Source organism: Mitsuaria sp. PDC51, assembly GCF_900113225.1.
Lineage (GTDB): Bacteria > Pseudomonadota > Gammaproteobacteria > Burkholderiales > Burkholderiaceae_C > Roseateles.
Window position 1 is genome coordinate 1497257 of record NZ_FOZE01000002.1, and the last position, 25908, is coordinate 1523164.

General features: G+C 67.7%; 27 protein-coding genes. 15 read left to right on the plus strand and 12 right to left on the minus strand.

The features are described 5' to 3' along the window. Positions 1–60: 60 nt before the first annotated feature. Genes BM393_RS18025 through BM393_RS18035 form a run of 3 tightly spaced genes read left to right on the plus strand, consistent with a single transcriptional unit; the run spans position 61 to position 3723 of the window. Entirely contained in the window at positions 61–249 is a 189-nt protein-coding gene (locus BM393_RS18025) for a hypothetical protein (protein WP_091729598.1), read from the plus strand. Positions 250–305: 56 nt separating this feature from the next. Continuing rightward, on the plus strand, positions 306–1550 hold the full coding sequence (locus tag BM393_RS18030; protein ID WP_183493285.1) for an HlyD family secretion protein: 1245 nt from the start codon (positions 306–308) through the stop codon (positions 1548–1550). Then, positions 1543–3723, plus strand: coding sequence for a peptidase domain-containing ABC transporter (locus BM393_RS18035; RefSeq protein ID WP_254783490.1), 2181 nt, complete (start codon positions 1543–1545; stop codon positions 3721–3723). The genes BM393_RS18030 and BM393_RS18035 overlap by 8 nt, the downstream gene beginning before the upstream one ends. 219 nt (positions 3724–3942) lie before the next feature. On the opposite strand, the gene BM393_RS18040 is transcribed toward BM393_RS18035, so the two are convergent. Next, positions 3943–4944 (minus strand): tripartite tricarboxylate transporter substrate binding protein, encoded by a 1002-nt coding sequence (locus BM393_RS18040; protein ID WP_091729606.1) that lies wholly within the window; start codon positions 4942–4944, stop codon positions 3943–3945. A gap of 90 nt (positions 4945–5034) precedes the next feature. Continuing rightward, on the minus strand, positions 5035–5295 hold the full coding sequence (locus BM393_RS18045) for a YkgJ family cysteine cluster protein (protein ID WP_091729611.1): 261 nt from the start codon (positions 5293–5295) through the stop codon (positions 5035–5037). Between the two features lie 209 nt (positions 5296–5504). On the opposite strand from BM393_RS18045, the gene mnmG reads away from it, so the two are divergent. The 4 genes from mnmG to BM393_RS18065 all read left to right on the plus strand — a co-directional run bounded on the left by mnmG (position 5505) and on the right by BM393_RS18065 (position 9871). Next, the gene (gene mnmG / locus BM393_RS18050) at positions 5505–7472 is read left to right on the plus strand and encodes a tRNA uridine-5-carboxymethylaminomethyl(34) synthesis enzyme MnmG (protein ID WP_091729614.1); all 1968 of its coding nucleotides are present in this window, start codon (positions 5505–5507) and stop codon (positions 7470–7472) included. 48 nt (positions 7473–7520) lie between these two features. Then, positions 7521–8201, plus strand: a complete 681-nt coding sequence (gene rsmG, locus BM393_RS18055) for a 16S rRNA (guanine(527)-N(7))-methyltransferase RsmG (RefSeq protein WP_091729617.1) — start codon at positions 7521–7523, stop codon at positions 8199–8201. Positions 8202–8289: 88 nt separating this feature from the next. Beyond that, positions 8290–9063, plus strand: a complete 774-nt coding sequence (locus tag BM393_RS18060) for a ParA family protein (protein WP_091729619.1) — start codon at positions 8290–8292, stop codon at positions 9061–9063. A gap of 190 nt (positions 9064–9253) precedes the next feature. Further along, entirely contained in the window at positions 9254–9871 is a 618-nt protein-coding gene (locus BM393_RS18065; RefSeq protein WP_175538401.1) for a GNAT family N-acetyltransferase, read from the plus strand. Between the two features lie 26 nt (positions 9872–9897). Here BM393_RS18065 and BM393_RS18070 read toward each other — a convergent pair whose 3' ends face one another. Beyond that, positions 9898–10347, minus strand: coding sequence for a GNAT family N-acetyltransferase (locus tag BM393_RS18070; RefSeq protein WP_091729627.1), 450 nt, complete (start codon positions 10345–10347; stop codon positions 9898–9900). Beyond that, the gene (argC, locus tag BM393_RS18075) at positions 10347–11312 is read right to left on the minus strand and encodes an N-acetyl-gamma-glutamyl-phosphate reductase (RefSeq protein ID WP_091729632.1); all 966 of its coding nucleotides are present in this window, start codon (positions 11310–11312) and stop codon (positions 10347–10349) included. The genes BM393_RS18070 and argC overlap by 1 nt, the downstream gene beginning before the upstream one ends. A 79-nt stretch (positions 11313–11391) precedes the next feature. Here argC and BM393_RS18080 point away from each other — a divergent pair, with 79 nt between their 5' ends. The 5 genes from BM393_RS18080 (at position 11392) to BM393_RS18100 (ending at position 18268) form a co-directional block, all read left to right on the plus strand. Beyond that, entirely contained in the window at positions 11392–11982 is a 591-nt protein-coding gene (locus BM393_RS18080) for an alpha/beta hydrolase (protein WP_091729637.1), read from the plus strand. Between the two features lie 86 nt (positions 11983–12068). After that, positions 12069–12977 carry a ParB/RepB/Spo0J family partition protein gene (locus BM393_RS18085; RefSeq protein ID WP_091729640.1) on the plus strand — a complete coding sequence of 303 codons (909 nt, stop codon included), beginning with the start codon at positions 12069–12071 and terminating at the stop codon, positions 12975–12977. Positions 12978–13402: 425 nt separating this feature from the next. After that, complete coding sequence (locus tag BM393_RS18090; protein WP_091729643.1) at positions 13403–15325, plus strand: PrkA family serine protein kinase; 1923 nt, start codon at positions 13403–13405, stop codon at positions 15323–15325. 31 nt (positions 15326–15356) lie between these two features. Further along, positions 15357–16646, plus strand: coding sequence for a YeaH/YhbH family protein (locus tag BM393_RS18095; RefSeq protein ID WP_091729645.1), 1290 nt, complete (start codon positions 15357–15359; stop codon positions 16644–16646). A 113-nt stretch (positions 16647–16759) separates the two neighbouring features. After that, the gene (locus BM393_RS18100; RefSeq protein ID WP_254783525.1) at positions 16760–18268 is read left to right on the plus strand and encodes a SpoVR family protein; all 1509 of its coding nucleotides are present in this window, start codon (positions 16760–16762) and stop codon (positions 18266–18268) included. Here the strand turns inward: BM393_RS18100 and BM393_RS18105 are convergent, their stop codons facing one another. Further along, positions 18269–19636: an FAD-binding oxidoreductase gene (locus tag BM393_RS18105; RefSeq protein ID WP_254783526.1), complete on the minus strand. Its 1368-nt coding sequence runs from the start codon at positions 19634–19636 to the stop codon at positions 18269–18271. A 268-nt stretch (positions 19637–19904) separates the two neighbouring features. Here BM393_RS18105 and BM393_RS18110 point away from each other — a divergent pair, with 268 nt between their 5' ends. Both BM393_RS18110 and BM393_RS18115 read left to right on the plus strand, forming a co-directional pair. Beyond that, positions 19905–20216 carry a hypothetical protein gene (locus tag BM393_RS18110; RefSeq protein ID WP_091729652.1) on the plus strand — a complete coding sequence of 104 codons (312 nt, stop codon included), beginning with the start codon at positions 19905–19907 and terminating at the stop codon, positions 20214–20216. Positions 20217–20283: 67 nt separating this feature from the next. Beyond that, the gene (locus BM393_RS18115; RefSeq protein WP_091729656.1) at positions 20284–20898 is read left to right on the plus strand and encodes a cob(I)yrinic acid a,c-diamide adenosyltransferase; all 615 of its coding nucleotides are present in this window, start codon (positions 20284–20286) and stop codon (positions 20896–20898) included. 4 nt (positions 20899–20902) lie between these two features. Here BM393_RS18115 and BM393_RS18120 read toward each other — a convergent pair whose 3' ends face one another. Continuing rightward, complete coding sequence (locus BM393_RS18120) at positions 20903–21883, minus strand: YafY family protein (RefSeq protein WP_091729660.1); 981 nt, start codon at positions 21881–21883, stop codon at positions 20903–20905. Between the two features lie 160 nt (positions 21884–22043). Between BM393_RS18120 and BM393_RS18125 the strand changes: the two genes are divergently transcribed. Next, positions 22044–23132 (plus strand): hypothetical protein, encoded by a 1089-nt coding sequence (locus BM393_RS18125; RefSeq protein WP_091729664.1) that lies wholly within the window; start codon positions 22044–22046, stop codon positions 23130–23132. 24 nt (positions 23133–23156) lie between these two features. Here BM393_RS18125 and BM393_RS18130 read toward each other — a convergent pair whose 3' ends face one another. The 6 genes from BM393_RS18130 to BM393_RS18155 form a co-directional block, all read right to left on the minus strand. Further along, positions 23157–23375 (minus strand): hypothetical protein, encoded by a 219-nt coding sequence (locus BM393_RS18130; protein WP_091729668.1) that lies wholly within the window; start codon positions 23373–23375, stop codon positions 23157–23159. Positions 23376–23390: 15 nt separating this feature from the next. Next, entirely contained in the window at positions 23391–23873 is a 483-nt protein-coding gene (locus BM393_RS18135; RefSeq protein ID WP_091729672.1) for a putative toxin-antitoxin system toxin component, PIN family, read from the minus strand. Beyond that, on the minus strand, positions 23870–24202 hold the full coding sequence (locus BM393_RS26210; protein WP_221211156.1) for an AbrB/MazE/SpoVT family DNA-binding domain-containing protein: 333 nt from the start codon (positions 24200–24202) through the stop codon (positions 23870–23872). The genes BM393_RS18135 and BM393_RS26210 overlap by 4 nt, the downstream gene beginning before the upstream one ends. 3 nt (positions 24203–24205) lie before the next feature. Then, positions 24206–24724: a GNAT family N-acetyltransferase gene (locus tag BM393_RS18145; protein WP_091729677.1), complete on the minus strand. Its 519-nt coding sequence runs from the start codon at positions 24722–24724 to the stop codon at positions 24206–24208. A gap of 151 nt (positions 24725–24875) precedes the next feature. After that, positions 24876–25538 (minus strand): PolC-type DNA polymerase III, encoded by a 663-nt coding sequence (locus BM393_RS18150; protein WP_091729682.1) that lies wholly within the window; start codon positions 25536–25538, stop codon positions 24876–24878. Further along, positions 25535–25849: a nucleotide pyrophosphohydrolase gene (locus BM393_RS18155; protein WP_091729686.1), complete on the minus strand. Its 315-nt coding sequence runs from the start codon at positions 25847–25849 to the stop codon at positions 25535–25537. The genes BM393_RS18150 and BM393_RS18155 overlap by 4 nt, the downstream gene beginning before the upstream one ends. Positions 25850–25908: the final 59 nt, after the last annotated feature.

The window sequence follows — 25908 nt, forward strand, 5'->3', positions numbered from 1 at the left end:
GCTTCAATGCGTCCCGTGCTCAACACTTTTCCGGGCACGTCACCGAATCTGGAGCCTCTTATGCAAGCCCAACCGCAAAACGTCGCTGTCACCACGCAAGTCGAAGAAGGTCTGGTCGAGTTGGACCTGCAGGCCCTGGTTCACGTCGGCGGCGGCGCCCCGAAGGGCACCTGGCTGGTCGGCAGCGATGCCACGCTGGCCGCGGCCGCATCGGCGGACGTGGAACCCGCGCCCAAGGGCACCTGGTGAGCCCTCGCGGCTCACACGCGATCCGTCAGGTTCGCAACCAGGCGTAGCAAATCGTGGTGGCGCTCTTCCGCGCCGAAGCCCAGGCCTCGCAGCAGCAGGCCTGGCTGGGATCGGTGCAGCTGCATCGGCCCGCCACCTTGCGCTGGTTGAGCCTTCTGGCGCTGGGGGGTGTCGTCGCGGTCGGCGCCTTCCTGTTCAGTACCGAATACACCCGCAAGGCCCGCGTCAACGGCCTGCTGGTGCCCGAGCGGGGCGTGATGCGGCTGAGCGTGCCGCAGAGCGCCACCGTCGTGGCACGGCCCGTCCAGGATGGGCAGCAGGTGCGTGAGGGCGACGTGCTGTTCGTGTTGTCCCTGGACAGCGCGAATCCGACGGGCGACAGCCTGTCGCGGACCTTGAAGGACCGCGAGCAATCGCTGGGTGCCGCGCAGGCGCAGCAGCGGGAACTCGCGCAGAGCCAGGCGGCCTCGCTGAAGGCGCGGATCGCCACGCTCGAATCCACGCTGCGGCAGGCCGATGCCGAGCTGCAGCTGCATGCCCAGCGCGAGGCGCTGGCGCAGCAGAGTCTGGGACGGCTGGAATCGCTGGCGAAGGACCAGTTCGTATCGAGCGCCCAGGTCCAGACCAAGCGGGAGGAGTTGCTTGGCTTGCAGGCCCAACGGCAGGCACTTTCGCGCGAGCGCGAAAACCTGCAGCGGGAGGCGTTGGGCTTGCAAGCTGAGCTTCAGGCGATTCCCTTGAAGGCACAGGTCCAGCAAGGGGAACTCGCGCGCGACATCGCCGCGCTGCAGGCGCAGGGCGTCGAGAACGAGGCGCGCCGCCGGCTCGTGCTGCGCGCCCCGAGCGACGGCCAGATGAGCACCGTGCTGGCCGAGCCGGGCCAGGTCGTGCAGGCCGGCACGCAACTCGCCGCCCTGCTCCCCGCCCGCACGCCGCTGCAGGCGCATCTCTACGCCCCGTCCAGCGCCGTCGGCTTCCTGCGCCCGCACCAGGCGGTGTTGCTGCGCTACCAGGCCTTCCCGTACCAGAAATTCGGCCAGCAGGCCGGCGAGGTCCTGCAGGTCGCGCGCACCCCGCTGCAGGCCGCGGAGCTCGCCCAGCTCGGCCTGCCTGCCGCGATGGCGCAGGGCGAGCCGATGTACCGCATCACCGTGCAGCTGCAGCGCCAGTCGGTCGAGGCCTACGGGCAGGACCAGACGCTCAGCCCCGGTATGCTGCTCGAGGCCGACGTGCTGCTCGAGCGGCGCCGCCTGATTGAATGGATCTTCGAACCGCTGCTGAGCCTCGCCCGCCGTGTCTGACGTCCCAGCTTCCGGCGCCCCGCCAGGCGCTCCGCCGCCGGGCGCCGCGCCCACCGGCTTCCTGGCGAAGCTGAACCTCGGCTGGCGCCGCCGCCGTCCCGTCATCCTGCAGACCGAGGCCGCCGAGTGCGGCCTCGCCTGCCTGGCCATGGTCGCCGCGGCGCACGGCCAGCGCTGGGCACTGGGCGAGCTGCGGGACCGCTTCGCCGTCTCGCTCAAGGGCCTGACGATGGCGGACCTGGTCCGCATGGGCGCGCAGCTCGGCCTCACCGCCCGCGCGCTGCGCGCCGAGCCGCACACGCTGCACAAGCTGCACACGCCCTGCATCCTGCACTGGGACTTCAACCACTTCGTCGTGCTGGACCGCGTCGACGGCGACCGCGCGGTCGTGCTCGATCCCGCGCACGGCGAGCGCCGGCTGCCGCTGGCCGAGGTCTCCAAGCACTTCACCGGCGTCGCGCTCGAACTGCGGCCCGGCATGGACTTCGCCCGCAAGGCGCCGGCGCCGGCGCCCCAATGGCGGCAGCTGCTCGGCCACGTCAGCGGGCTCAAGCGCTCCATCGCGCAGGTGCTCGCGCTCGCGCTCGGACTTGAGTTGCTGGGCCTGCTCGCGCCCTTCCTGCTGCAATGGACCGTCGACGGCGTCATCGTCAGCGCCGACCGCGACCTGCTCGTCACGCTGGGCATCGGCTTCGCGCTGCTCGTGCTGCTGCAGGTCGGCATGGGCCTGCTGCGCTCATGGGCGGTGATGATCCTGTCGGCCTCGCTCAACCTGCAGTGGCTCTCCAACGTCTTCTCGCACCTCCTGCGGCTGCCGCTGGCCTGGTTCGAGAAACGCCATCTCGGCGACATCTGGTCGCGCTTCTCCAGCGTCCAGGAGATCCAGAAAACGCTGACCGGCAGCTTCATCGAGGCCGTGCTGGACGGCCTCATGGTCCTGCTCACGCTGGCGATGATGGTGCTCTACAGCGGCCGCCTCACGGCGGTCGCGCTCACCGCGGTGGCCGGCTACGCGCTGCTGCGCTGGGCTTGCTTCCGGCCGCTGCGCGACGCGCAGGAAGAGGCGCTGACCCACGAGGCGCGCCAGAGCAGCCACTTCCTCGAATCGCTGCGCGGCGCGCAGGCGATCAAGCTCTTCAACGCGCAGGCCGATCGCGGCGCGCGTTTCGCCAACCTGGTCGTCGAGCAGATGAACGCCTCGCTCACCGGCCGCAAGCTCGAGCTCGGCATGACGCAGGGCAACAAGCTGCTGTTCGGGCTCGAGCGCGTCGCCATCGTCGCGCTGGGCGCGATGCTCGTGCTGGACAAGGAACTCTCCGTCGGCATGCTGTTCGCGTTCCTCGCCTACAAGGACCAGTTCAGCCAACGCATCGCCGGCCTGATCGACAAGGTCGTCGCGCTCAAGATGCTGCGCCTGCAGGGCGAGCGCCTGGCTGACATCGTCCTCACCGCGCCGGAGGCCGACCTGGACGCGCCCGGCCGCGCGGTGCCGCGCGAGGCGCCGCTGGAGCTCGACGGCCTGCGCTTCCGTTACGCCGACGGCGAGCCGGAGGTCATTGCCGGCTGCTCACTGCGCATCGAGCCTGGCGAATCGGTCGCCATCGTCGGCCCGTCGGGCTGCGGCAAGACCACGCTGATGAAGCTCATGCTGGGCATCCACGCGCCGCAGCACGGCGAGATCCGCATCGGTGGCGTCGCCCTCGCCCAGCTGGGCACCAATGCCTGGCGCGAGCGCATCGGCACGGTCATGCAGGACGACCAGCTCTTCGCCGGCAGCATCGCCGACAACATCAGCTTCTTCGACCTCAACGTCGATCCTGACTGGGTCCGCGAATGCGCGCGACTGGCCTGCGTCCTGGAGGACATCGAGGCCATGCCGATGCGTTTCCAGACGCTGATCGGCGACATGGGCTCGAGCCTGTCCGGCGGCCAGCGCCAGCGCATCCTGCTGGCCCGAGCGCTCTACAAGCGCCCGCAGTTCCTGTTCCTGGACGAGGCGACGAGCGCGCTCGACGTCGAGCGCGAGCGCCTCGTCAACGCCAGCCTGCGCCAGCTCTCGCTGACGCGCATCGTCATCGCGCACCGCCCCGAAACCATCGCCGCCGCCCAACGCGTCGTCAGCCTGCAAGGCGGCCGCGTCGTGCAGGACCTGCGCTCGGTCCAGCACCGCTGACCCAACCGACAACCCCACGCCCCCACCCCCTGCCACGCCTCACGGCATCAGCGAGTGTCACGCGCACGCGGTGTCAGCGAGCGTCTGTGGGGCCGGAATGATGCGGGGGGTTCCCGGACGGGACGCCCCCCGCGTCGTGGAGAGCCCGCGCTTGGCCAACCGCAGTCGCCCTCCCGAGGGCACCCCAATTGGCCCCCCGGAGGGGTCACAGAAGCCCCCTCAATCGGGCTTGATCTTCGCCCGTGCCACCACCTGCTTCCAGCGCTGCTGTTCCTGCGCAATGAACGCCGCGAATTGCGCCGGCGTATTGCCGATCGGTTCCGCCGCATCGTGGCTGAGGCGCTCCTTCGCAGAAACCGATCGGATGGCCTTCGCCGATTCCACGGCGAGTTTGTCCGTGTTTGCCGCCGCGAGATTGGCCGGCGCGCACAGCCCGTACCACTGGGTCATTTCGAAGCCTGGATAGCCTTGCTCGGCGACGGTTGGCACGTCGGGCAATTGGGGCAGGCGTTCCTTCGAGCCGGTAGCCAGGCAGCGCAGCTTCCCGGCCTTGATGAATTGAAGGATGGCCGGCGCGCCGACCGACGCGGCCTCGAGCCGTCCCGCCAGCAGGTCGGTCAATTGCGGGCCGGTGCCGCGGTACGGAACGTGGAGGATGAACAGGTCGGCGACCATTTTGAGGTACTCCATCGCCAGGTGCCCCGCGCTGCCGTTACCGGCCGAGCCGTAGCTGAATTTGCCAGGGTTCTTGCGCACCAGCGCGACCCATTCCTTGAGGTTCTTCGCCGGCACGTCGGGATGGACGACGTAGAGGCTGGGCACCTTGGCCAGCAGCGTGATCGGCTTGAAGTCGCGGTTGGGGTCGTAGGGCAGTTTGTCGTAGATGTACGGGTTCACTGCCAGCGTCCCGATGTGGCCGAGGATCAGCGTGTGCTGGTCCTCCGCGCGCGCCACCTCCACCATCGCGATGTTGCCGCCGCCGCCGGGTTTGTTGTCGACGTAGACCGCCTGGCCCAGCGTCTTGCTCAGTTCGGCGGCGGTGGCGCGGGCCACGATCTCGCTGCTGCCGCCGGGCGCGAAGGGCACGACCAGCCGCACGTTGCGCGACGGCCAGGTGGATTGCGCGAAGGCGGGGGCGCTTGCGCCGAGGGTCGTGCCCGTGGCGCCGAGCGCGGCGGATTGGAGGAGGAAGCGGCGGCGGTCCTCGTTCGTGGGGGTCATGCGATGTCTCCGGTCGGTTCTTCTGGAGAGGATGACTCTACGAACACGCGCTTTCAAGGCGCTGTCGGTCCGTCGGCGCCGCGTGAGGGCCTAGGCCGGGGGCGCGGTCTGCTCCTCCATCCAGCCGAGCCAGCGCATCGCCTGCTCCCGGGAGTCGCCGCACATGTCCTCCGATGGCGGCAGCGATCCGCAGACCGAGGGCCGTTCCGGCCGGCCGAAGATCCGGCAGCGCAGCTCGTCGTCGAGCTGGATGCAGCGCACGCCGGCCGGCTTGCCGTCGGGCATGCCGGGGATCGGGCTGCTGATCGACGGGGCGATGCAGCAGGCGGCGCAGTGGGGGCGGCAGTTCATGACGGCGGGATTGTCGCCGCACGCCCTTCGCAGACGCCAACAAGGTCCGCCGCCATCTCCCTGAGGCAGTGACTTATCCACAGCCCCGCGTAAAATCGCGCCCTTCCCTCATCTGAACGCCAGCCGGCTGTCCATCGCCTGGATTCGCGCCTTCCGCGCGCCGCGATGGCCTCGATCGACCGATCGCCGATTCCGCTGGACGCCTTGCCATGCTTTATCCGAAAGAGTTCGACGTGATCGTGGTCGGCGGCGGCCATGCCGGCACCGAGGCCGCACTGGCGGCGGCCCGCATGGGCGTCAGCACGCTGCTGCTGACCCACAACATCGAGACGCTGGGCCAGATGAGTTGCAACCCGTCGATCGGCGGCATCGGCAAGGGCCACCTGGTCAAGGAAGTTGACGCGCTGGGCGGCGCGATGGCCGCGGCGACCGATGAAGGCGGCATCCAGTTCCGCATCCTCAACGGCTCCAAGGGCCCGGCGGTCCGCGCCACCCGCGCGCAGGCGGACCGCATCCTCTACAAGGCCGCCATCCGGCGCCGGCTGGAGAACCAGCCCAATTTGATGCTGTTCCAGCAGGCCGTCGACGACCTGATGGTCGAGGGGGACCGCGTCGTCGGCGCGGTCACCCAGTCGGGCCTGCGCTTCCGCGCCCGGGCGGTCGTGCTGACCGCCGGCACCTTCCTCGACGGCCGGATCCACATCGGCCTGGACAACTATGCTGCCGGTCGCGCCGGCGACCCGCCGGCCGTGTCGCTGTCCGGCCGGCTCAAGGAATTGAAGCTGCCCCAAGGCCGTTTGAAAACCGGCACCCCGCCGCGACTGGACGGTCGCACCATCGATTTTTCCAAGTGCGCCGAACAGCCCGGCGACCTGGACCCGGCGCCGGTATTCAGCTTCATGGGCAGCGCCGCGCAGCATCCGCAGCAGTTGCCCTGCTGGATCACCCACACCAATGCCCGCACCCACGAGATCATCCGCTCCGGCTTCGACCGCAGTCCGATGTTCACCGGCGTGATCGAGGGCGTGGGTCCGCGCTACTGCCCGTCCATCGAGGACAAGATCAACCGCTTCGCAGACAAGGACTCGCACCAGATTTTTCTGGAGCCCGAAGGCCTGACGACGCACGAGTTCTACCCGAATGGGATCTCGACCTCCCTGCCCTTCGACATCCAGTTGGCGGCCGTCCAATCCATCCCCGGACTCGAAAACGCGCACATCCTGCGCCCGGGCTATGCAATCGAGTACGACTACTTCGATCCGCGCGAGTTGAAGTCCAGTTTCGAGACGCGGGCCATTGGTGGCCTGTTCTTCGCCGGCCAGATCAACGGCACCACCGGCTATGAGGAAGCTGCCGCTCAGGGGCTGTTCGCCGGGCTGAACGCGGCGCTGCAGGTTCAAGGCAGGGACGCCTGGCTGCCCAGCCGCGACCAGGCCTATCTCGGCGTGCTGGTCGACGACCTGATCACCAAGGGCGTCACCGAGCCCTACCGGATGTTCACGAGTCGCGCCGAGTTCCGGCTCCAACTCCGCGAGGACAACGCCGACATGCGGCTGACCGAAGCGGGGCGGCAACTGGGCCTGGTGGACGACGCCCGTTGGGATGCCTTCAACCGCAAGCGTGATGCTGTTTCACGTGAAACAGAGAAGCTGAAGTCGACCTGGGTGCATCCGAACATCCTGCCGGCCGCCGACGCAGAGCGCCTCGTCGGCAAGCCACTCGAGCGCGAGTACAACCTGATCGACCTGCTTCGCCGCCCCGGCGTCACCTTCGACACCATCGCTGAAGTGGCTGCAATTGCACGCCCGGAAGCCGGCGTGTCGCGCGCCGCGCTGGCCGCGTCCGTCGGCGCGGACTTGAGCGATGCGGTGGTCGAGCAGATCGAAATCAGCGTCAAGTACGCCGGCTATATCAGCAAGCAGCAGGAGGACGTCGCCCGCGCCTCCAACTACGAGCACCTGAAGCTGCCCGAAGACCTGGACTACGGCTTGGTCACCGCCCTCTCCTTCGAGGCCAGACAAAAGCTGAACAAGCATCGTCCCGAAACCCTGGGCCAAGCTTCGCGCATCTCGGGCATCACACCGGCGGCGATTTCGCTGCTGCTGATCCACCTGCGCAAGGGCCGCTTCAAGGGATTTACCGACCAGGATGCAGCCGCCGAATCGGCCGCCGCCTGATTCATCCCTTCCCACGTTCCGATCCTGAATCGACCGACCACGCCGTTGATGACCGACCTCGACCTGCGCTCCCGACTTGCCGCCGCCGCCCAGACCATGGCGCTCGGTCTGAACGACCAGCAACTGGATCAGCTGATCGCCTACCTACAGCTGCTGTCGAAGTGGAACAAGGTCTACAACCTGACGGCCGTCCGGGATCCGGAAGCGATGCTCACCCAGCACCTGGTCGATAGCCTCAGCCTGATTTCGCCCCTGCGCCGCCATGCCGCCGGCCAGCCGCTTCGCCTGATGGACGTCGGCAGCGGTGGCGGCTTGCCTGGCGTGGTGATCGCGATCTGCGATCCGAGCATCGATGTGACCTGCGTCGACACCGTCGGCAAGAAGGCATTCTTCATCGCTCAGGTCGCGGCGGAAATCGGCCTGCCCAATCTGCATGCAGAGCACTCCCGCGTGGAGCAGCTGAAGACGGCGCCGTTCGACGTCATCACCTCGCGGGCTTTCGCCTCGTTGGCGGATTTCACCGAGTGGACCCGCATGCACCTGAAGCCCGGCGCCGTGTGGGCAGCCATGAAGGGGCAGCAACCGGTCGAGGAGCTTGCTGAACTCCGTCAACGGGCCCCGGACCTGAGCGTGTTTCACGTGGAACAGCTGATCGTGCCCGGGCTTGACGCCCAGCGCTGCCTGCTCTGGATTCGCCCCATTGGGGCGGAAGCGACATCCGCAGCCTGAGGTCGCCCTCTCCCGGCGACTCTGCGTCGCCGACCCTTGCGCCAGCGGTTAAGCTGCGCCCTCTCCCGAGTTCGTTCTCCCAGCATTCATGGCCAAGATCTTTTGCGTTGCGAACCAAAAAGGTGGCGTCGGCAAGACGACCACCACCGTGAATCTGGCCGCCGGCCTGGCCAAGGTCGGCCAGCGCGTGCTGGTGGTCGACCTGGATCCGCAGGGCAACGCGACGATGGGATCGGGCATCGACAAGCGCGCCCTCGCCCTCACCGTCTACGACGTGCTGCTGGAATCGGCCACCATCGCCGAAGCCCGGCAGCGCAGCGAGAAGGCGGGCTATGACGTGCTGGGCGCCAACCGGGAACTGGCGGGCGCCGAGGTGGAGCTCGTCGAATTGGAACGCCGCGAGCAGCGCCTGAAGACCGCGCTGGCCGCCGCCGCGCAGGATTACGACTTCGTCCTGATCGACTGCCCGCCCTCGTTGTCCATGCTGACGCTCAACGGCCTGTGCTCGGCTCACGGCGTGGTCGTGCCGATGCAGTGCGAGTACTTCGCGTTGGAAGGCCTGACCGACCTGGTCAATACGATCAAGCAGATCCACGCCAACCTGAACCCGGACCTGCAGATCATCGGCCTGCTGCGCGTGATGTTTGATCCGCGCATCACGCTGCAGCAGCAGGTGAGCGAGCAGCTGAAGGCGCACTTCGGCGAGAAGGTCTTCGACACCGTCATTCCCCGCAATGTCCGTCTTGCCGAGGCGCCCAGTTACGGTCTGCCCGGCGTGGTCTTCGATGGCGGCTCCAAGGGTGCGCATGCCTTCATCGACTTCGCCAAGGAAATGGTGAAGCGCGTCGGCGGCATGCGCTGAGCGCGTCCCATCGATGTCGCCGGAACTGGAAGCCCTCGCCCGCCGCGCCGAACTGGCCGGCCTCAACGCAGCGTCGGCGCCACGTGAAGCCCAGGTGGAGGGGTGGCTGCTGCGCTTGTCGCCGGGCAAGGCCAAGCGGTCTCGCTGCGTGAACCCACTCGCGGGGGGATCGCTTCCCCTGGAAGAGCTGTTGCGCCGCTGCCGTGTCAGCTTCGAGCAGGCCGGGTTGCCGCTGATCCTGCGCCTCACCCCGTTCAGCCAACCGGACGACCTCGACGACCGCCTCGCCGCGATGCACTGGCATCGCTTCGATCCGGCCGACGTGATGGTGCTGCCGTCCCTGGACGGCTTCGGCGAGCCTGGTTCGTCGGAGCGGCTGACGCCGCTTTCCGCAGCCGACTACGCCGCGCTGATCGGCGCGCTGCGCCGCTCCAGCGTCGAGGAGATCACCGGCCATGCGCGGCGCCTCGAAGAAGCCAGCGTGCGTCACCAGGCCTTCAAGCTGGAACGCGATGGCGTGCTGCTCGCCTGCGGCCAGGTGGCCATCGATCCCGGGCCGGCCGGCACCTCGGTGGGCGGCATGGCGGGACTCTTCGACATCTTCACGCCCGAGGACCAACGCGGTCGCGGGCACGGCCATCGGCTCTGTGCCGCGCTCCTGGCCCAGGCGCGCCTGCAGGGCGCCACGACGGCCTATCTCCAGGTCGGCGCCGAGAACGACGCCGCGCAACGCCTCTATGCCCGCCTGGGCTTCCTGCAGGCCTACCGCTACCACTACCGCAGCGACGATCCCCGCGCTTGGGCCTGAGCGCCCTCGTCTCGCGGCGGCGAGGCTCAGTCGCGCGCTTGCCAGACCTTCAGCAAGGTGTGCCGGGTGAAGCCCGGCACGAAGTCGTGGACGTGGCTGATGCAGGCGTAGCCGAGGTGCTCGTAGAGCTCGGCGACCTCGTCCAGCAAGGTTTCGATCAGCGCATCGACGCAGCCGCGCTGCAGGGCCAGCGCCTCGAGCTGGCGCAGGCAGTCGCCGCCCAAGCCTTGGCCGCGGTGGTCGGCCTCGACCCACAGGTAGCTGATGTAGAGCCGCTGGAACTCCGTGCGGCCAAAGCCGCCGGCGATCAGCACGTCGCCGTCATAGAGCGCCACCGCGATGTCGCGGGCGTCGCTGCCCTGGGTCTGCTGGCGTCCGTGGGTGATGACGCCGTCGCGGATGGTGTCCAGGTCAGCCTGCGGAACGGCGCCATCCCGGCGCCATTCGCGGCTGGCGATCCGCGTCGGATCCGCCATCAGATGCTGTTGAGGTCCGGACCGGTCAGGCCCAGCGATTCGTCGACGCCCAGGTGCACGTTCATGCTCTGCACTGCGGCGCCGCTGGCGCCCTTGCCCAGGTTGTCCAGACGCGCCATGACGAGGATCTGCTGCTCGCTGCCAAAGACGAAAAGGTCGACGTTGTTGGTGTCGTTGCAGGCCTGCACGTCGAAGAAGCCACCCGCCAGCGTGTCCGGGTCGCGCAGCGGTTTCACGTGGACGAAGCGTTCGCCCTCGTAATGCGCAGCCAGCGCGTCGCGGACCTGCTGCGGCGTCGTGCCGGCGCGCAGCTGGCTCAGGTGCAGCGGCACCGTGACGGCCAAGCCCTTGTAGAAGTTGGAGACGATCGGCATGAACACCGGCGCCTGCTTCAGGCCGGTGTGGGCCATCATCTCCGGCAGATGCTTGTGGGCCAGGCCCAGCGCGTAAGGACGCGGCGCCGTCAGCTTCGGCTGACCGCCGGCCTCGTACTCCGCGATCATCGACTTGCCGCCGCCGGAGTAGCCGGTGATGGAGGTCGCGGTCACCAGCGCGTCGGGCGACAGCAGGCCGGCATCGACCAGCGGGCGCACCGCCAGGATGAAGGCGCTCGCATGGCAGCCGGGGTTGGCGATGCGTTTCGATTCGCGGATCGCGGCGCGCTGGCCCTTGGCCAGTTCCGGCAGGCCGAAGGCCCACCCCGGCGCGGTGCGGTGCGCGGTGCTGGCGTCGATCAGGCAGGTCTTGGGATTGGTCACCATCGCCGCCGCCTCGCGCGAGGCGGCGTCCGGCAGGCAGAGGAAGGCGACGTCGGCGGCGTTCAGCAGCCGGGCGCGCTCGTCGGGATCCTTGCGCTTGTCGGCGTCGATGCGCAGTACCTCGATGTCGGCGCGCTGCGCCAGATATTCATTGATGCGCAGGCCGGTCGTGCCTTCCTGCCCGTCGACATACACCGCGTACTTCATCGCCGCTCCTGCAAAATCCGCTGCCGCCGAGGCCCTTCCCCGATGGCGCCAAAGAAAGCGCGAAGCATAAGGCCAACAGATGTCACAGCATGCCCTTCCCTCGAATGACCTCGACGATCCCCTTTTGGCGGGTCCGGTCTACCTGCTTCCGGGTTGGTTGAATTCCGATCCCGACCATTGGCAGAGCGAGTGGCAACGCCGCCATGGCGACACGCGTGTCGAACAGGACGACTGGGAATGGCCACGCCGCGGCGACTGGATGGCGCGCCTGGACGAGGTGCTCCAGCAGGATGCGCGCCTGGTCGAACGACCCGCGCTGCTGGTCGCGCACAGCCTGGGCTGCCAGCTGGTGGCGGCCTGGGCCGACCACTCCAGCCACACGCGCCTGGTGGCCGGCGCGCTGCTGGTCGCGCCGCCCGACACCGAGCGCGAGGACACCCCGCCCCAGCTGCACAACTGGCGGCCCATCCGCCGCCCGCGCCTGCCGTTCCCGGCGATCGTGGTCGCCTCCACCGACGACCCTTTCTGCCGCCCTGAACGCGCTGCCGGCATGGCCGCGGACTGGGGTGCCGAATTCGTCCTGGCGGGCCCGCTCGGCCACCTGAACGCGGCGTCCGGACTCGGCGCCTGGCCCGAAGGGCGGGCGATGCTGCAGCGCCTCGCCCGCTGAAGCACCCGGTCGGCCGCGAGCCTCCCCCGCAAGGCGGTCGGCGGGGGCCGTCGGAAGAGCGAAGGAATCACGGAGAATCGCGCCCCATGGCGACAAAGAAACCCAAGGGCCTGGGCATGGGCCTGGAGGCCCTGCTGGGCCCCAAAGTGAGCGACGCACCGGCGGTGCGCGAAGGCGAACCCGGCGTGCTGCCGCTGGCGCAGATGCAGGCCGGCAAGTACCAGCCGCGCACCCGCATGGACGAGGGCTCGCTGTACGAGCTGGCCGAGAGCATCAAGGCGCAAGGGATCATGCAACCGATCCTGGTGCGCCCGATCGCGCCCCAGGGCGCGGTCCGCTACGAGATCATCGCCGGCGAACGGCGCTTCCGCGCCGCCAGGCTGGCCGGGCTGGCCGAGGTGCCGGTGCTGGTCAAGCCGGTGCCGGACGAGGCCGCCGCGGCGATGGCGCTGATCGAGAACATCCAGCGCGAGGACCTCAACGCGCTGGAAGAGGCGCAGGGCCTGAAGCGGTTGGTCGACGAGTTCGGCCTGACCCATGACCAGGCGGCGCAGGCGGTGGGCCGTTCGCGCAGCGCGGCGTCCAACCTGCTGCGCCTGCTCAACCTGGCCGAGCCGGTCCAGAACATGCTGATGGCCGGCGACATCGACATGGGCCATGCCCGCGCGCTGCTGGCGCTCGACGGGGCCCACCAGATCACCAGCGCGACCGAGATCGCCGCCAAGAAGCTCAGCGTGCGCGAGGCCGAGAAGCTGGTCCAGCGCCAGCAGGGCGCGGGCCGCCAGGCCCCGCTGCTGCGCGTGAAGTCGGACAAGAGCCGCGACGTGCTGCGCCTCGAGGAAGAGCTGTCCGACCTGCTGACGGCGCAGGTCGAGATCCGCGTCCGCAAGAAGACCAAGCGCGGCGAACAGGGCGAGGTGGCGATCAGCTTCGGCTCGCTCGACGAATTGAACGGCTTGCTGCAAAAGCTGCGTCCGCCAGGCGCGGAGGAGTGAGCGCGGACGGGCCGCGTTGCGCGCCGGTCCGCCGACTAATCCATGAGGATGGCACGCGGGATGCGTGCTGTCTTCTTCGTACTTCCCACAGGTGCCCCACACACGGGGGGGCGTCAACGGCAGTGCTTCACAGACGTTGCACGAGGGAGTACAACGGGGTCACGTCTTGCTATCGCGCATCGCTCTCGATGGGCGTAGCATGGCCTCCAAAGCCGCGCCGCCCTTGAGGTTGTCGATCGCGATCCGCGACAGGGCGAAGGACTTTGGGCCAGCATGGGCTGGCCGTTTGCTGAATGCTTGCTGAGCTCGGAAAGCTCTGATGACGCCTTGAGTCATGGACGTCGCCAGAACTTCCTGGACGATGCGAGGTCCGTGGTCACACCTGGACGCGCGTCGCCTCCCTACGAACTACTCCGGAGGTCAGCATGGATGTGATCAGCCATTTCGCGGCTCGTTATGAACGCAGCAAGGTCGAGGAACTCACGCTGGAGGAGTACCTGGACGAGTGCAAGCGCAACCCCCTTGCCTACGCCACCGCGGCCGAGCGCATGCTCAAGGCGATCGGCGAGCCCCAGATGCTGGACACGCGCAACGACCCGCGGCTGTCCCGCATCTTCCAGAACAAGGTCATCAAGATCTATCCCGCCTTCGCCGAGTTCTTCGGCATGGAGGACGCGATCGAGCAGGTCGTGAGCTACTTCCGGCATGCCGCGCAGGGGCTGGAGGAAAAGAAGCAGATCCTCTATCTGCTCGGGCCGGTGGGCGGCGGCAAGAGCTCGATCGCCGAGCGCCTGAAGCAGCTCATGGAGCACGTGCCCTTCTACGCGCTGAAGGACAGCCCGGTGAACGAAAGCCCGCTCGGGCTGTTCGACCCGGTCGAGGACGGCCCGCTGCTCGAGCGCGAGTACGGCATCCCGCGTCGCTACCTCAATCGCATCCTGAGCCCCTGGGCGGTCAAGCGCCTGGACGAATACGGCGGCGACATCCGCAAGTTCAAGGTCATCAAGCGGCTGCCCAGCGTGCTCAAGCAGGTCGGCGTGGCCAAGACCGAGCCCGGTGACGAGAACAACCAGGACATCAGCTCGCTGGTGGGCAAGGTCGACATCCGCAAGCTCGAGACCTACGCGCAGGACGACCCCGATGCCTACAGCTATTCCGGTGGCCTGTGCCTGGCCAACCAGGGGCTGCTGGAGTTCGTCGAGATGTTCAAGGCGCCGATCAAGGTGCTGCACCCGCTGCTGACGGCGACCCAGGAAGGCAACTTCAAGGGCACCGAGGGCTTCGGCGCGATCCCCTTCGACGGCATCGTGCTCGCCCACAGCAACGAGAGCGAATGGAAGAGCTTCCGCAACAACAAGAACAACGAGGCCTTCCTCGACCGCATCTACATCGTCAAGGTGCCCTACTGCCTGCGCGTCAGCGAGGAAGTGAAGATCTACGAGAAGCTGATCCGCAACTCCTCGCTGGCCGAGGCCAAGTGCGCGCCCGGCACGCTGAAGATGATGGCGCAGTTCGCGGTGCTCACGCGGCTGAAGGATCCGGAGAACTCCAGCGCCTTCAGCAAGATGCAGATCTATGACGGCGAGAACCTGAAGGACACCGACCCCAAGGCCAAGTCCATCCAGGAGTACCGCGACTACGCCGGCGTCGACGAAGGCATGGCCGGCATCTCCACGCGCTTCGCGTACAAGATCCTGTCGAAGGTCTTCAACTTCGACTCGACCGAGGTGGCGGCCAATCCGGTCCACCTGATGTACGTGCTGGAGCAGCAGATCGAGCGCGAGCAGTTCCCTCAGGAAGCTGAACAGAAATTCGTCGGCTTCATCAAGGAGGTGCTTGCGCCGAGGTATGCCGAGTTCATCGGCAAGGAGATCCAGACCGCCTACCTCGAGAGCTACAGCGAGTACGGCCAGAACATCTTCGACCGCTACGTCACCTACGCCGACTACTGGATCCAGGACCAGGAGTACCGCGACACCGACACCGGCGAGGTATTCGACCGCTCCGCGCTGAACGCGGAACTCGAGAAGATCGAGAAGCCCGCGGGCATCAGCAATCCCAAGGACTTCCGCAACGAGATCGTGAACTTCGTGCTGCGGGCGCGGGCCAACAACGCCGGCAAGAACCCGACGTGGACCAGCTACGAGAAGCTGCGCACGGTGATCGAGAAGAAGATGTTCTCCAACACCGAAGAGCTGCTGCCGGTGATCAGCTTCAATGCCAAGGCCAGCGCCGACGAGGCCAAGAAGCATGAGAACTTCGTGCAGCGCATGGTCGACAAGGGCTACACGCCCAAGCAGGTCCGGCTGCTGTGCGAGTGGTACCTGCGCGTGCGGAAGTCGAGCTGAGCCGAACGGACGCCACCGGAAAGGTCCCTACATGACAGGCCTTCAACAGATCATCGATCGGCGGCTGTCGGGCAAGAACAAGTCGATCGGGAATCGGGAGCGCTTCCTGCGCCGCTACAAGGACCAGATCCGCGAGGCGGTGCGGCGGGCGGTCGACAAGCGCGGCATCCGGGACATGGAGCGCGGCGAGGACGTGCACATCCCCAAACGCGACCTGAGCGAGCCGGTCTTCAGCCACGGCGAGGGCGGCATCCGCGAGGTGGTGCGGCCCGGCAACACCGAGCACATCAAGGGCGACCGCATCGGCAAGCCGCAGGGCGGCCAGGGCGGCGGCGGCGGGTCGCAGGCGAGCGACTCCGGCGAGGGCGAGGACGACTTCGTCTTCCACCTCAGCAAGGAGGAGTTCATGCAGGTCTTCTTCGAGGACCTGGCGCTGCCCAACCTGGCGCGCACCACGCTCGCCGAGACGCCCGAGTACAAGACCGTGCGCGCCGGCTACGTCACCGACGGCACGCCGACCAACCTGCATGTGGTGCGCTCGATGCGCGGGGCGCTGGGGCGCCGCATCGCGCTGGGCATGGAGAAGCGGCGCGAGCTGCATGAGCTCGAAGCCCGGCTGCAGACGCTCACGCAGGAAGAGGACGCGCGCAAGCCGGAGGTCCAGGCGCTGATCGCGGAGACCGAGGCCCGCATCGTGCTGCTGCGCCAGCGCCTGTCCAACATCCCCTTCCTGGACCCGATCGACCTGCGCTTCCGCAACCGCATCAAGGTGCCGCAGCCGACCACGCGGGCGGTGATGTTCTGCCTGATGGACGTGTCGGGCTCGATGGACGAGAGCCGCAAGGACCTGGCCAAGCGCTTCTTCATCCTGCTCTACCTGTTCCTGACGCGGCATTACGAGAAGATCGAGGTCGTCTTCATCCGCCACCACACGCAGGCGCAGGAAGTCGACGAGCAGAACTTCTTCCACGCCACGGAGACGGGCGGCACGGTGGTGTCCTCGGCGCTGGTCCTGATGGAAGAGATCATCCGGGCGCGATACCCCTCCGGCGACTGGAACATCTACGGCGCGCAGGCCAGCGACGGCGACAACTGGCATCACGACAGCGGCCGCTGCCGCGAGCTGCTGGCCGACAAGATCCTGCCGCTTTGCCGCTACTACGCCTACGTGCAGGTGGCGGAAGCCGAGCAGAACCTGTGGGAGGAGTACGCGAAGCTCGAGGAGGACGTGCCTCACTTCGCGATGCGCAAGGCGGTCGAGGTCGCGCAGATCTACCCGGTCTTCCGCGACCTGTTCAAGAAGGAAGGGGCGGCCGCGTGAGCGCGACGCCGGAGGACAGCACCATGAGCAGTCTCGAGAACCGTCGCCAGGTGGGCGTGGGCGTGGGCGCGAACGAGTACGGCGGTCGCCGCGTGCGCGCGCCGCTGACGAAGATGCGGCCCCTGGAGAAGCGGCCCGACCGGCCGCTCGAGTCGCCCAGCGACTGGACCTTCGACCTGATCGAGCAGTACCACGAGGTGATCCGCCAGACCGCGGAGCGCTACGGCCTGGACACCTACCCGAACCAGCTGGAGGTCATCACCGCCGAGCAGATGATGGACGCCTACGCGTCGGTCGGCATGCCGGTGAACTACCGGCACTGGAGCTATGGCAAGGAGTTCATCTCGACCGAGCGCCACTACAAGCGCGGCCAGATGGGCCTGGCCTACGAGATCGTCATCAACTCCGACCCGTGCATCGCCTACCTGATGGAGGAGAACACGATGGCGATGCAGGCGCTGGTGATCGCGCATGCCTGCTACGGCCACAACAGCTTCTTCAAGAACAACTACCTGTTCCGGATGTGGACCGATGCGTCGTCGATCATCGACTACCTGGTCTACGCGAAGAACTATGTCGCCGACTGCGAGCAGCGCCACGGGCTCGATGCGGTGGAGTCGACGCTGGACTCCTGCCATGCGCTGATGAACCACGGCGTGGACCGCTACCGCCGCCCGGCCAAGCTGTCACTGGCCCAGGAGCAGGCGATGCGCAAGGACCGCGAGTCCTACGCCCAGCAGCAGGTCAACGACATGTGGCGCACCCTGCCGCGCCGGCCCGAGGACGAGGCCAAGGCGGAAGAGAAGCGGCGCTTCCCCGACGAGCCGCAGGAGAACCTGCTGTACTTCATCGAGAAGAACGCGCCGCTGCTGGAGCCCTGGCAGCGGGAGATCGTCCGCATCGTCCGCAAGATCGCGCAGTACTTCTACCCGCAGCGACAGACCCAGGTGATGAACGAGGGCTGGGCCACCTTCTGGCATCACAAGCTGCTGAACACGATGTACGACGACGGTTATCTGTCGGACGGGATGATGATCGAGTGGCTCAAGTCCCACACCAACGTGGTGGCCCAGCCGCCGATGGCGCAGCTCAATCCGTATGCGCTGGGCTTCGCGATGTACACCGACATCAAGCGCATCTGCGAGCATCCCACCGATGAAGACCGCGAGTGGTTCCCGGCGATCGCCGGCAGCGACTGGCTGCCGACGCTGGATCACGCGATGCGCAACTTCAAGGACGAGAGCTTCATCGCGCAGTACCTGAGCCCGAAGATGATGCGCGACTTCCGGCTGTTCTCGATCCTGGACGATGAGCATCAGGCGGAGTACGAGATCTCCGCGATCCACGACGAGCAGGGTTACCAGCACGTGCGCCAGACCCTGTCCCGGCAGTACGACCTGTCCACGCGGGAGCCCAACATCCAGGTCTGGAACGTGAACCTCAGAGGCGACCGCTCATTGACCCTGCGCCACCAGCAGCACCTGGACCGCCCGCTGCACGACGACGCCCAGGAAGTGCTCAAGCATGTGGCGCGCCTGTGGGGCTTCGGCGTCCACCTGGAGAGCGTCAATGCGCGCGGCGATGTCACGCGCCGGTGGAGCGTGCCGGCACCGCAGCATTGATCAGGCGAAGACCTTCCCCGGATTCATGATGTCGTTCGGATCGAGCGCCCGCTTGAGCGCTCGCATCTGATCGACCGCGCCCTCCCCGGCCTCCTGGAGCAGGAAGCCCTGCTTGTGCAGGCCGATGCCGTGCTCGCCGGTGCAGGTGCCTTCGAGCGCGATCGCGCGCGCCACCATCCGCGCGCTCAGCGCCTCGGCGGTTGCGCGTTCAGCGGGAATGGTGGGATCGATCAGGTAACCCATGTGGAAATTGCCGTCGCCGACGTGGCCGACGATGAAGTACGGTAGCCCGCTCGCTTCGACTTCCTCCACCGACGCATTGATCGACTCCGCCAGGCGCGAGATCGGCACGCAGGTATCGGTTGTCACCGCGCGGCAGCCGGGCTTCATCTGCAGCGCGGACAGGTAGGCGTGATGCCGGGCCGTCCACAAGCGCGTGCGCTCCTCCGGCGTGGTCGCCCACTCGAAGCCGGTGCCGCCGTGCTCGGCGGCGATCTCCTGCACAGTGGCCGCCTGCTCCGCCACGCCAGCGTCGGAGCCGTGGAACTCCATCAGCAGCATCGGCGCCTCGCGCAGCGTGAGCTTGTCATGGCGGTTGACCGCCCGCACCGCATGAGCATCAAGCAGCTCGCAACGCGCGATCGGCACGCCCATCTGGATGATCGCGATCGTGGTCCGGACCGCGGCATCGATCGATTCGAACGAGCAGACCGCCGCCGACACCGCCTCCGGCAGCGGGTACAGCCGCAGCGTGATTTCGCAGATCGCGCCCAGCGTGCCCTCGCTGCCGACGTACAGGCGCGTGAGGTCGTAACCGGCGCTGCTCTTGCGCGCGCGGGAGCCGGTGCGAATCAGTCGCCCGTCCGGCGTCGCGACCGTCAGCCCGAGCACGTTCTCCTTCATCGTGCCGTAGCGCACCGCATTCGTGCCGCTGGCCCGCGTGGCCGACATGCCGCCGATCGATGCATCCGCGCCGGGGTCGATCGGGAAGAACAGTCCCTGGTGCCGGATCTCCGTATTGAGCTGGTTGCGCGTGACGCCGGCCTGCACGGTCACCGTCAGGTCCTCGGCGTTGACGCTGAGGAGGCGCTTCATCCGCGACAGGTCCAGGCTCACGCCGCCCTGCACCGCCAGCAGGTGGCCTTCGAGCGAGGTTCCGGCGCCGTAGGGGATCACCGGCACGCGATGCGCGTTGGCCAGGGCCAGCACCGCGGCGACCTCGTCGTTGCTTTCGGCGAAGACGACCGCCTCCGGCGGCGGCACGTCGAAGGGCGATTCGTCGCGACCATGCTGCTCGCGCAGGGCCATCGCAGTGCTGCAGCGGTCGCCGAAGCGCGCCTTCAGCGCCTCCAGCATCGCCGCCGGCATCGCGCGCGGGGCGTAGACCGGCTGGTGCGGCGCGCCGGGGTCTCCCTGGTCGTCACCGAGTTCTCGAGGCGCGTTCATCGTGGTCTCCTGGTGCCGCCGTTCCCGGATCGGCAGCACCGATCGGCCGGCGGGTCATCGCTCGTCGATGCGATGGATTCTAGGAAGACGCGTCGCTGCATTCACTTGCATCGTCCCGCTTGCGCCGCGACCCGCACAGTGACAGCATGAACGGATCGCGCGCCTGGTCGCGCGCCACGAGGAGTCCGCCATGTCCCACCTGTGGTTATGGACGATCTGGGCCCTGCTGCTGGCGCTGGTGGTGCTGGCCACCCTGCGCATGGATTGGCTGAGGGTCTGGTGGATGGATCAGCTGCGCCACCTGCCCGGCGACGCTGCCGACGAGGACATCGATCCCGGACAGCCTGCCCGCGGCCACCTCGAACCTGGCGGCCGTCAGCCGGCGCCGCATGTGCCCCGGCCGGTCGGCATCCCGAGACACACCGTGCACGACGTGCATGGCCATGCCGCCGCCATGTCGCACCATCGCCCGGTCTTCCATCGCAGCGGCAGCCGCAACTGACCGCCTTCCCGGTCGAGTTGCGGCAAGATGCCGGGTTTGCACTTCCGCAGCCCGCGCGGCATCCGCCATGGCCAATCGACTTTCCCAGATCGCGACCCGCACCGGCGACGACGGCACCACCGGCCTCGGCGACGGCACCCGCGTCCCCAAGGACCACCTGCGCATCCAGGCGATGGGCGATGTGGACGAACTGAATTCCCAGATCGGCGTGCTGCTGGCCGAGCCGCTGCCCGACGAGGTGCGCGAACTGCTGGTCACCATCCAGCATGAGCTGTTCAACCTGGGCGGCGAGCTGTGCATGCCGGGCTACAGCCTGCTCAAGGAAGCGGCGGTGCTCCACCTCGACCAGGCGCTGGCCGACCACAACGCCGCCCTGCCCCGCCTGGCGGAGTTCATCCTGCCGGCTGGCACCCGCAGCGCGGCGATCGCGCATGTCTGCCGCACCATCGCCCGCCGCGCCGAACGGGCGGTGGTCACGCTGGCCGCGAACGAGGCCGTCAACGCCACGCCGCGGCACTACCTGAACCGGTTGTCGGATTTGCTGTTCGTGCTGGCGCGGGTTCTCAATCGCGCCAACCTCGACGGCAAGGGGGGTGATGACGTCTATTGGAAGAGCGAGCGGTTGGCGCGCTATGAGGCGCAGGAGGCTCAAGAGGCTCAGGAAGACCGCGGACAGGGGTGAGGGCTCAGGCAAGGGCAGCTGCAGCAGCGGTAAGGCGCTTCGCGTAAGCCTCCCGCAGCGCTGGCGGCGACAGCACGTCGACCTGGCCGGCATGGCGCAGCAGGTCCATCAGCAGTTCCGTCGCGTCCACGAAGGGCAGTTCCAACTGCCAGCGTCCATCGGACAACCATTCGCTGCGCTGGGACGGATGCCATTCCTCGCTCGACACCCACGCGGCGATCTGCGCGCTGAACACCACCGTCGCCCATTGCGGATCGCCACCCGCGAAGATCCCGTAGCCCTGGTCCAGTTCCCCTTCGAGCTCTTTCAACGGCAGGCTGCGCGCGGCCTGCCCTTCGAGGACTTCCGCATCCTCCATCGCGTCGAGCGCGAACCGTCTCAGCCCATCGCTGGCGTGGCACCACGCGTCCAGGTACCAGGTATTGCGGTAATGCACCAGGCGCTGCGGTGACACCACGCGCTCGCTGACCGAGCCGCCTCCCGCTCCCCGCTTGCGATAACGCAGCCGCAGCCGCTGGCGCTTCACGACCGCGCTGCCCACGGTCTCGAAATGCTCCGACGGCACTCGGCGCCGCGCCGTCGAGATCAGCTTGATCCGCCGCGTCATTTCCTGCGCTTCGGCGGCATCGCCGCCCAGCATGCCGGTGAGCTTGTCCAGCATCGGCTGCAGGTGCCGGCTCAGCAGGCCGTTCTCGTCGAGGCCGGCCATCATCTGATGCATGGTGAGCAGCGCGTGCAGCTCCTTCTCGCTGAACCAGACGCCCGGCAGCTCATGCCGCTGACCCCGCCATTGCTGCCCGAAGCGATAGCCGTTCTCCGTGGCGTCGTATTCGATCGGCGCATCCATCCGCTCGCGCAGGTACTGCAGGTCGCGCTTGAGCGTTGCCGGCGACACCTCCAGCAGCTCGCGCATCTCCGCGAAGCTCACGCAGCCGCGGCTGCGGATCAGCATCTCGATCTTGTAGAAGCGCTCGGTGCGATCCATGCGGGGGGCCTCCTGACAGATTTAGGTGGGTCAGCCCCGACTTTCTACTGACCAATTTCGGGGTGGCTCATTCTATGAGCTACCCAACTTGAATACTTGATCCCAAGCCTGAAGCAGTAGCCGCAGGCCACCCGGTATCCCAGTCTTCAAGGAGCAGCCCATGGTCGCCACGATCCACCGCAACGCCGACGACATCACCCTCCAGCAACTGGCCCTGCCGATGACGGCCGCCGACACGCTGGAGGACCGGAAGGACGAAGCCGGCGCGTCGAGCCATGAGCGCGTCGGCTTCGAACTGGGCTGGGACTATGCCCATCACGGCTTGACGCCACCGGTGGAGCAGCTGTTCCGCCAGTCGCCGCTGCAGCAGGGATGGCAACTGGGACGCTCGACCTTCGGTGCCCGCACGCTGAAGTCTCATCGGCACACGCAGCTGTGGCTCTCGCTGCGCTTGCATGCCTGGCAGCGCGGCCGCAGCTTCGAAACCCTGCTGGTCACGCCCAACTACCTGCAGCAGCTGGACACCAGCCATTGCCCGGTCAGCCGCCTGCCGTTCAGCGACGAAGCGGACCACCCGCAGCGCCGCTCGATCGACCGGGTCCGTGACGACGCCGGTTATGCGGCTGGCAACCTGGCGCTGATGAGCCACGCCGCCAACGTCGCGAAACTGGACCGCGGCTGGCAGCAATGCTGGGCCATGGGCCAGAGCCTGCGCCAGGGCCCGATGACGATGGCCGGCGGTTTGAACGCCGAGGCCTGGGAACGGATGGCGATCCTGGCGAGCTTCGTCACGCCGATGGCGCACGAGCTGGCCGCGCAACTGCCGATGCTGGTGCTGCCGCCCAATCGGCTGCGCCTGTTCAACCCCGTCCAGGCGCTGCAGGCGCTGGTGACGCGCCAATTGGCGACGCCCGGCTGGAGCCAGCGGCTGACTCGCCTGGAGGCGCTGATGGCCACGCAGCAGCGCGCGGATTTCTCGAAGTTCGTGCTGGCGCTGGTGCCGCGCGTGCTGCGCTGCCAGTCGCTCACCGATCCGATGGAGATCCGCTGGGCTCTGGAAGACGCGTGGCGCGATCCGCTGCTGCAGAAGCGCTGGACGCACTTCGCGCAACAACTGACCCCCGAGCAAGCCGAACAACTGGTGCAGCGTGCCGCGAAGAAGCAGCTGAGCAACGTTCGCGTGCAGAGCCACGCCGCGCCGACCGACGGCTGGGCACTCGAGCGTCAGGGATTCCGCGCGGCGGCGTGAGAGGCGGCCCGAGGGCGGTGGGCCTCAGCCGGGCAGTCCGACGTGCAGCTTCTCCAGACCGCCGTTCTGGTCCTGCAACGCGACGTGATAACCGCGCTCGATGAACCAGTGAGCCCAGTTGCGGGCGAGGGTCTTCTCCGGCAACCAGGGGCCGGTGCGGTCGAGGTGGACGCGATTGCCGCGGCGTTCATAGAACACCACGCGCCACATGTTGGCAGGGATGCGGTCTTGGAAGCTGGCCATATGCGACCGCGGAATCTAGCAAAGCAGCAGGTCGCGTTGGGAGGGGGGCAACACCTGGAACCATGCGGACATCGGCTGAACCGTGCAGAGTTGCCGCGCGGCCTGGCTTCGACTGTTCGCAGACCATTCCGCGAGCACCGCATCGTCGCTGAGCAGCAGTGAGGCCTCGCCTTGCAGCGCCAGTTCAACGAGGGCCTGGGCGTCCTCCGGCATACCAGCCAGACGCGCTTGCCGCTGCGGCTTCACGACCTGCGCATACGGCAGGAAATCAGCCAGCAGTTCCTGCTGCTGCGCCGCGGACAGCCGCAGCTTCGGATAGGCCAGCGCGCGCATCAGCGTCGATGCGAGCCCGGGACTGACCAGCGGGCGCAGCACGCCCTGCTGCCAGGCGCGACGCAGGCCCAGCGATTCGCCGCCGGACCTCAGCAAGGCATGCAGGATCAGGGCGGGATCGATGACGACGAGCACCGACGCCGCCGGCTTCGATCGACGGCTCATGCGGACTTGCGGGTCTTCTTGCCGGCGGCCTGTTTCGCGGCCGGGGACTTCGCAGTTCTCGCCGGCTTTTTCGCCGCCACTTTTGCCGCCGCTTTCGCAGCCGGCCTGGCGGCCTTGGACGCGAAGGCGATCGCCTGCGCGACCACCTCGTCACCGAGCTCGAGTTCCGCCAGCTTGGCCCGCACCGCATCGCCGCGCTGGATGCGCACCGGCGTCAACAGCACCTGGCCAGCCTGCAGCTGGACCTCGAAGTACTGCACTGGACCGAGCTTCTCGGTGACGCTTTTCGGCAGGGTGAGCTGGTTCTTGGACGTCAGCTTCGCCAGCACGGCTCAGACCAGCGAGCGCTGTAGGCGCAGTTGCTCCAGCGGCTTGCCCTCGACGTCCACCGCCTTGACGCTGTCCGACTCGGCGCGGAAGCCGGCGATCTCGAAGAAGCGCATCGCGCGCTCGTTGTTCCTGTAGGTCCAGAGCGTGACGCGGGTGCAGCCCTCTTCCTGCAAACCTTCCTGCGCCGCCTCGACCAGCGCCTGGCCGACGCCCTTGTCCCAGTGGGACGGTGCCGCGTACATGGCCCAGATCTCGCCCGTCGTCGACGGCGTGCCCTTGTCGCGCGAACGGTCGAAGCCGACGAAGCCCATGACCTCGTTGTCCAGGTGCGCGACCAGCACCTGCGGCTCGCACATGTTGATGGCCTCGCGCCAGTAGGCCTGGCGCTGGGCGACGGACAACCCGTTGAGGGCGGTGTCGGGCCAGAACGCCTTGTACGCGTCCTGAGCGGAACTCACCTGGATCTGGGCGATGGCCTTGGCATCACGCAGCGTGGCCGGGCGAATCTGAATACTCGACATACCTTGAGAACAAACGCAATTCAGGAAAGGGCGGGATTGTCCCAGCCAATGCGGCGAAACGGGCACCTTGACAGCAAATGTTTTGCTGACCTTTGATCGCCGGACGCAGCGTCGACGGGACGAGGCGCCCGAACGTCACCACATCCGAACTTCAGACCAGCGACGCCTGCAGATGCCGACGGAAATCGCGCGCGAAACCGGTGGCCGCCTTGTGCCATTGCGGCCGCGCGACCGCCTGCAAGCGCAGCAGCAGTTCGTGCTCGACGGACAACTCGCCAAGGAACTCGGCAAGTTCGGTGCCGATGTCGCGCTGCATGCGCTGCACCAGCTGGGCGGTGGTCATCGCATCGGCGAGCGCTCGGTGCGCGCGGCCGTTGTCGGGCAGGCTGTGGAATTTGGCCAGCGTGCCGAGCTTGCAGTTCGGCGACTCCGGATAAAGCCGCCGAGCCAGCTTCACGGTACAGGCGAACTCCGGCGCGATGCGGGGCGCGGCTTCCGCGCGGTCCAGTTCGTGCAGCCAGAAGCCGCGATCGAAACCCGCGTTGTGCGCGACGAAGCCGCAGCCGGCGGTGAACTCGGCGACCTCGCGCATGACGCGGGCCGCGTCGGGGGCGTCCTCCAGCATCTCGTTGCTGATGCCGGTGAGGCGCTCAATCATCGGCGGGATCCAGGCGCCGGTGTTCATCAGGCTCTGGTACTGGCCGACGATCTCGCCGTCGCGCAGCAGCACGACGCCGATCTCGGTGGCGCGTCCCCCACCCTGCGGCGAATGGCCGGTGGTCTCGAAGTCGATGACGGCGATCGTGCGTTTCATGCGGTCGGTGCGGGGTACTTCTTCGCGTTCATCGCGATCTTGCGGTCGACCGCCGCCGGCACGTCGATGCCGGCGCGGTCCGCGATCTGCAGCAGGTACATCAGCACGTCGGCCACTTCCTCGCCAAGGTAGCGATGCTCGTCGGGCGACAGCTGCTGCGACTCCTCGGCCGTCTTCCACTGGAAGATCTCGACGAGCTCGGCCGACTCCACCACCAGCGCCATGGCCAGGTTCTTCGGCGTGAGGTAGGGGTCCCAGTCGCGGGCCGCGGCGAATTCGCGCAGCCGTCGTTGCAGGTCGGCAATGTCCATGGGTCGGCAGTGTGCAAGTCCGGCGTCGCCCGCTCAAGCGGCCTGTGCGCAGGAAGCGC

Coding starts and splice junctions, on each gene's coding strand:
- BM393_RS18135 (WP_091729672.1), bottom strand. CDS start 23,873: ATGAGCCGTCGATCGAAGCCGGCGGCGTCGGTGCTCGTCGTCATCGAT.
- mnmG (WP_091729614.1), top strand. CDS start 5,505: ATGCTTTATCCGAAAGAGTTCGACGTGATCGTGGTCGGCGGCGGCCAT.
- BM393_RS18095 (WP_091729645.1), top strand. CDS start 15,357: ATGACAGGCCTTCAACAGATCATCGATCGGCGGCTGTCGGGCAAGAAC.
- BM393_RS18115 (WP_091729656.1), top strand. CDS start 20,284: ATGGCCAATCGACTTTCCCAGATCGCGACCCGCACCGGCGACGACGGC.
- BM393_RS18040 (WP_091729606.1), bottom strand. CDS start 4,944: ATGACCCCCACGAACGAGGACCGCCGCCGCTTCCTCCTCCAATCCGCC.
- BM393_RS18085 (WP_091729640.1), top strand. CDS start 12,069: ATGGCGACAAAGAAACCCAAGGGCCTGGGCATGGGCCTGGAGGCCCTG.
- BM393_RS18045 (WP_091729611.1), bottom strand. CDS start 5,295: ATGAACTGCCGCCCCCACTGCGCCGCCTGCTGCATCGCCCCGTCGATC.
- BM393_RS18090 (WP_091729643.1), top strand. CDS start 13,403: ATGGATGTGATCAGCCATTTCGCGGCTCGTTATGAACGCAGCAAGGTC.
- BM393_RS18025 (WP_091729598.1), top strand. CDS start 61: ATGCAAGCCCAACCGCAAAACGTCGCTGTCACCACGCAAGTCGAAGAA.
- argC (WP_091729632.1), bottom strand. CDS start 11,312: ATGAAGTACGCGGTGTATGTCGACGGGCAGGAAGGCACGACCGGCCTG.
- BM393_RS18130 (WP_091729668.1), bottom strand. CDS start 23,375: ATGGCCAGCTTCCAAGACCGCATCCCTGCCAACATGTGGCGCGTGGTG.
- BM393_RS18155 (WP_091729686.1), bottom strand. CDS start 25,849: ATGGACATTGCCGACCTGCAACGACGGCTGCGCGAATTCGCCGCGGCC.
- BM393_RS18120 (WP_091729660.1), bottom strand. CDS start 21,883: ATGGATCGCACCGAGCGCTTCTACAAGATCGAGATGCTGATCCGCAGC.
- BM393_RS18080 (WP_091729637.1), top strand. CDS start 11,392: ATGTCACAGCATGCCCTTCCCTCGAATGACCTCGACGATCCCCTTTTG.
- BM393_RS18150 (WP_091729682.1), bottom strand. CDS start 25,538: ATGAAACGCACGATCGCCGTCATCGACTTCGAGACCACCGGCCATTCG.
- BM393_RS18125 (WP_091729664.1), top strand. CDS start 22,044: ATGGTCGCCACGATCCACCGCAACGCCGACGACATCACCCTCCAGCAA.
- BM393_RS18110 (WP_091729652.1), top strand. CDS start 19,905: ATGTCCCACCTGTGGTTATGGACGATCTGGGCCCTGCTGCTGGCGCTG.
- BM393_RS18105 (WP_254783526.1), bottom strand. CDS start 19,636: ATGCCGGCGGCGATGCTGGAGGCGCTGAAGGCGCGCTTCGGCGACCGC.
- BM393_RS18100 (WP_254783525.1), top strand. CDS start 16,760: ATGCGGCCCCTGGAGAAGCGGCCCGACCGGCCGCTCGAGTCGCCCAGC.
- BM393_RS18070 (WP_091729627.1), bottom strand. CDS start 10,347: ATGGCGGATCCGACGCGGATCGCCAGCCGCGAATGGCGCCGGGATGGC.
- rsmG (WP_091729617.1), top strand. CDS start 7,521: ATGACCGACCTCGACCTGCGCTCCCGACTTGCCGCCGCCGCCCAGACC.
- BM393_RS18145 (WP_091729677.1), bottom strand. CDS start 24,724: ATGTCGAGTATTCAGATTCGCCCGGCCACGCTGCGTGATGCCAAGGCC.
- BM393_RS18060 (WP_091729619.1), top strand. CDS start 8,290: ATGGCCAAGATCTTTTGCGTTGCGAACCAAAAAGGTGGCGTCGGCAAG.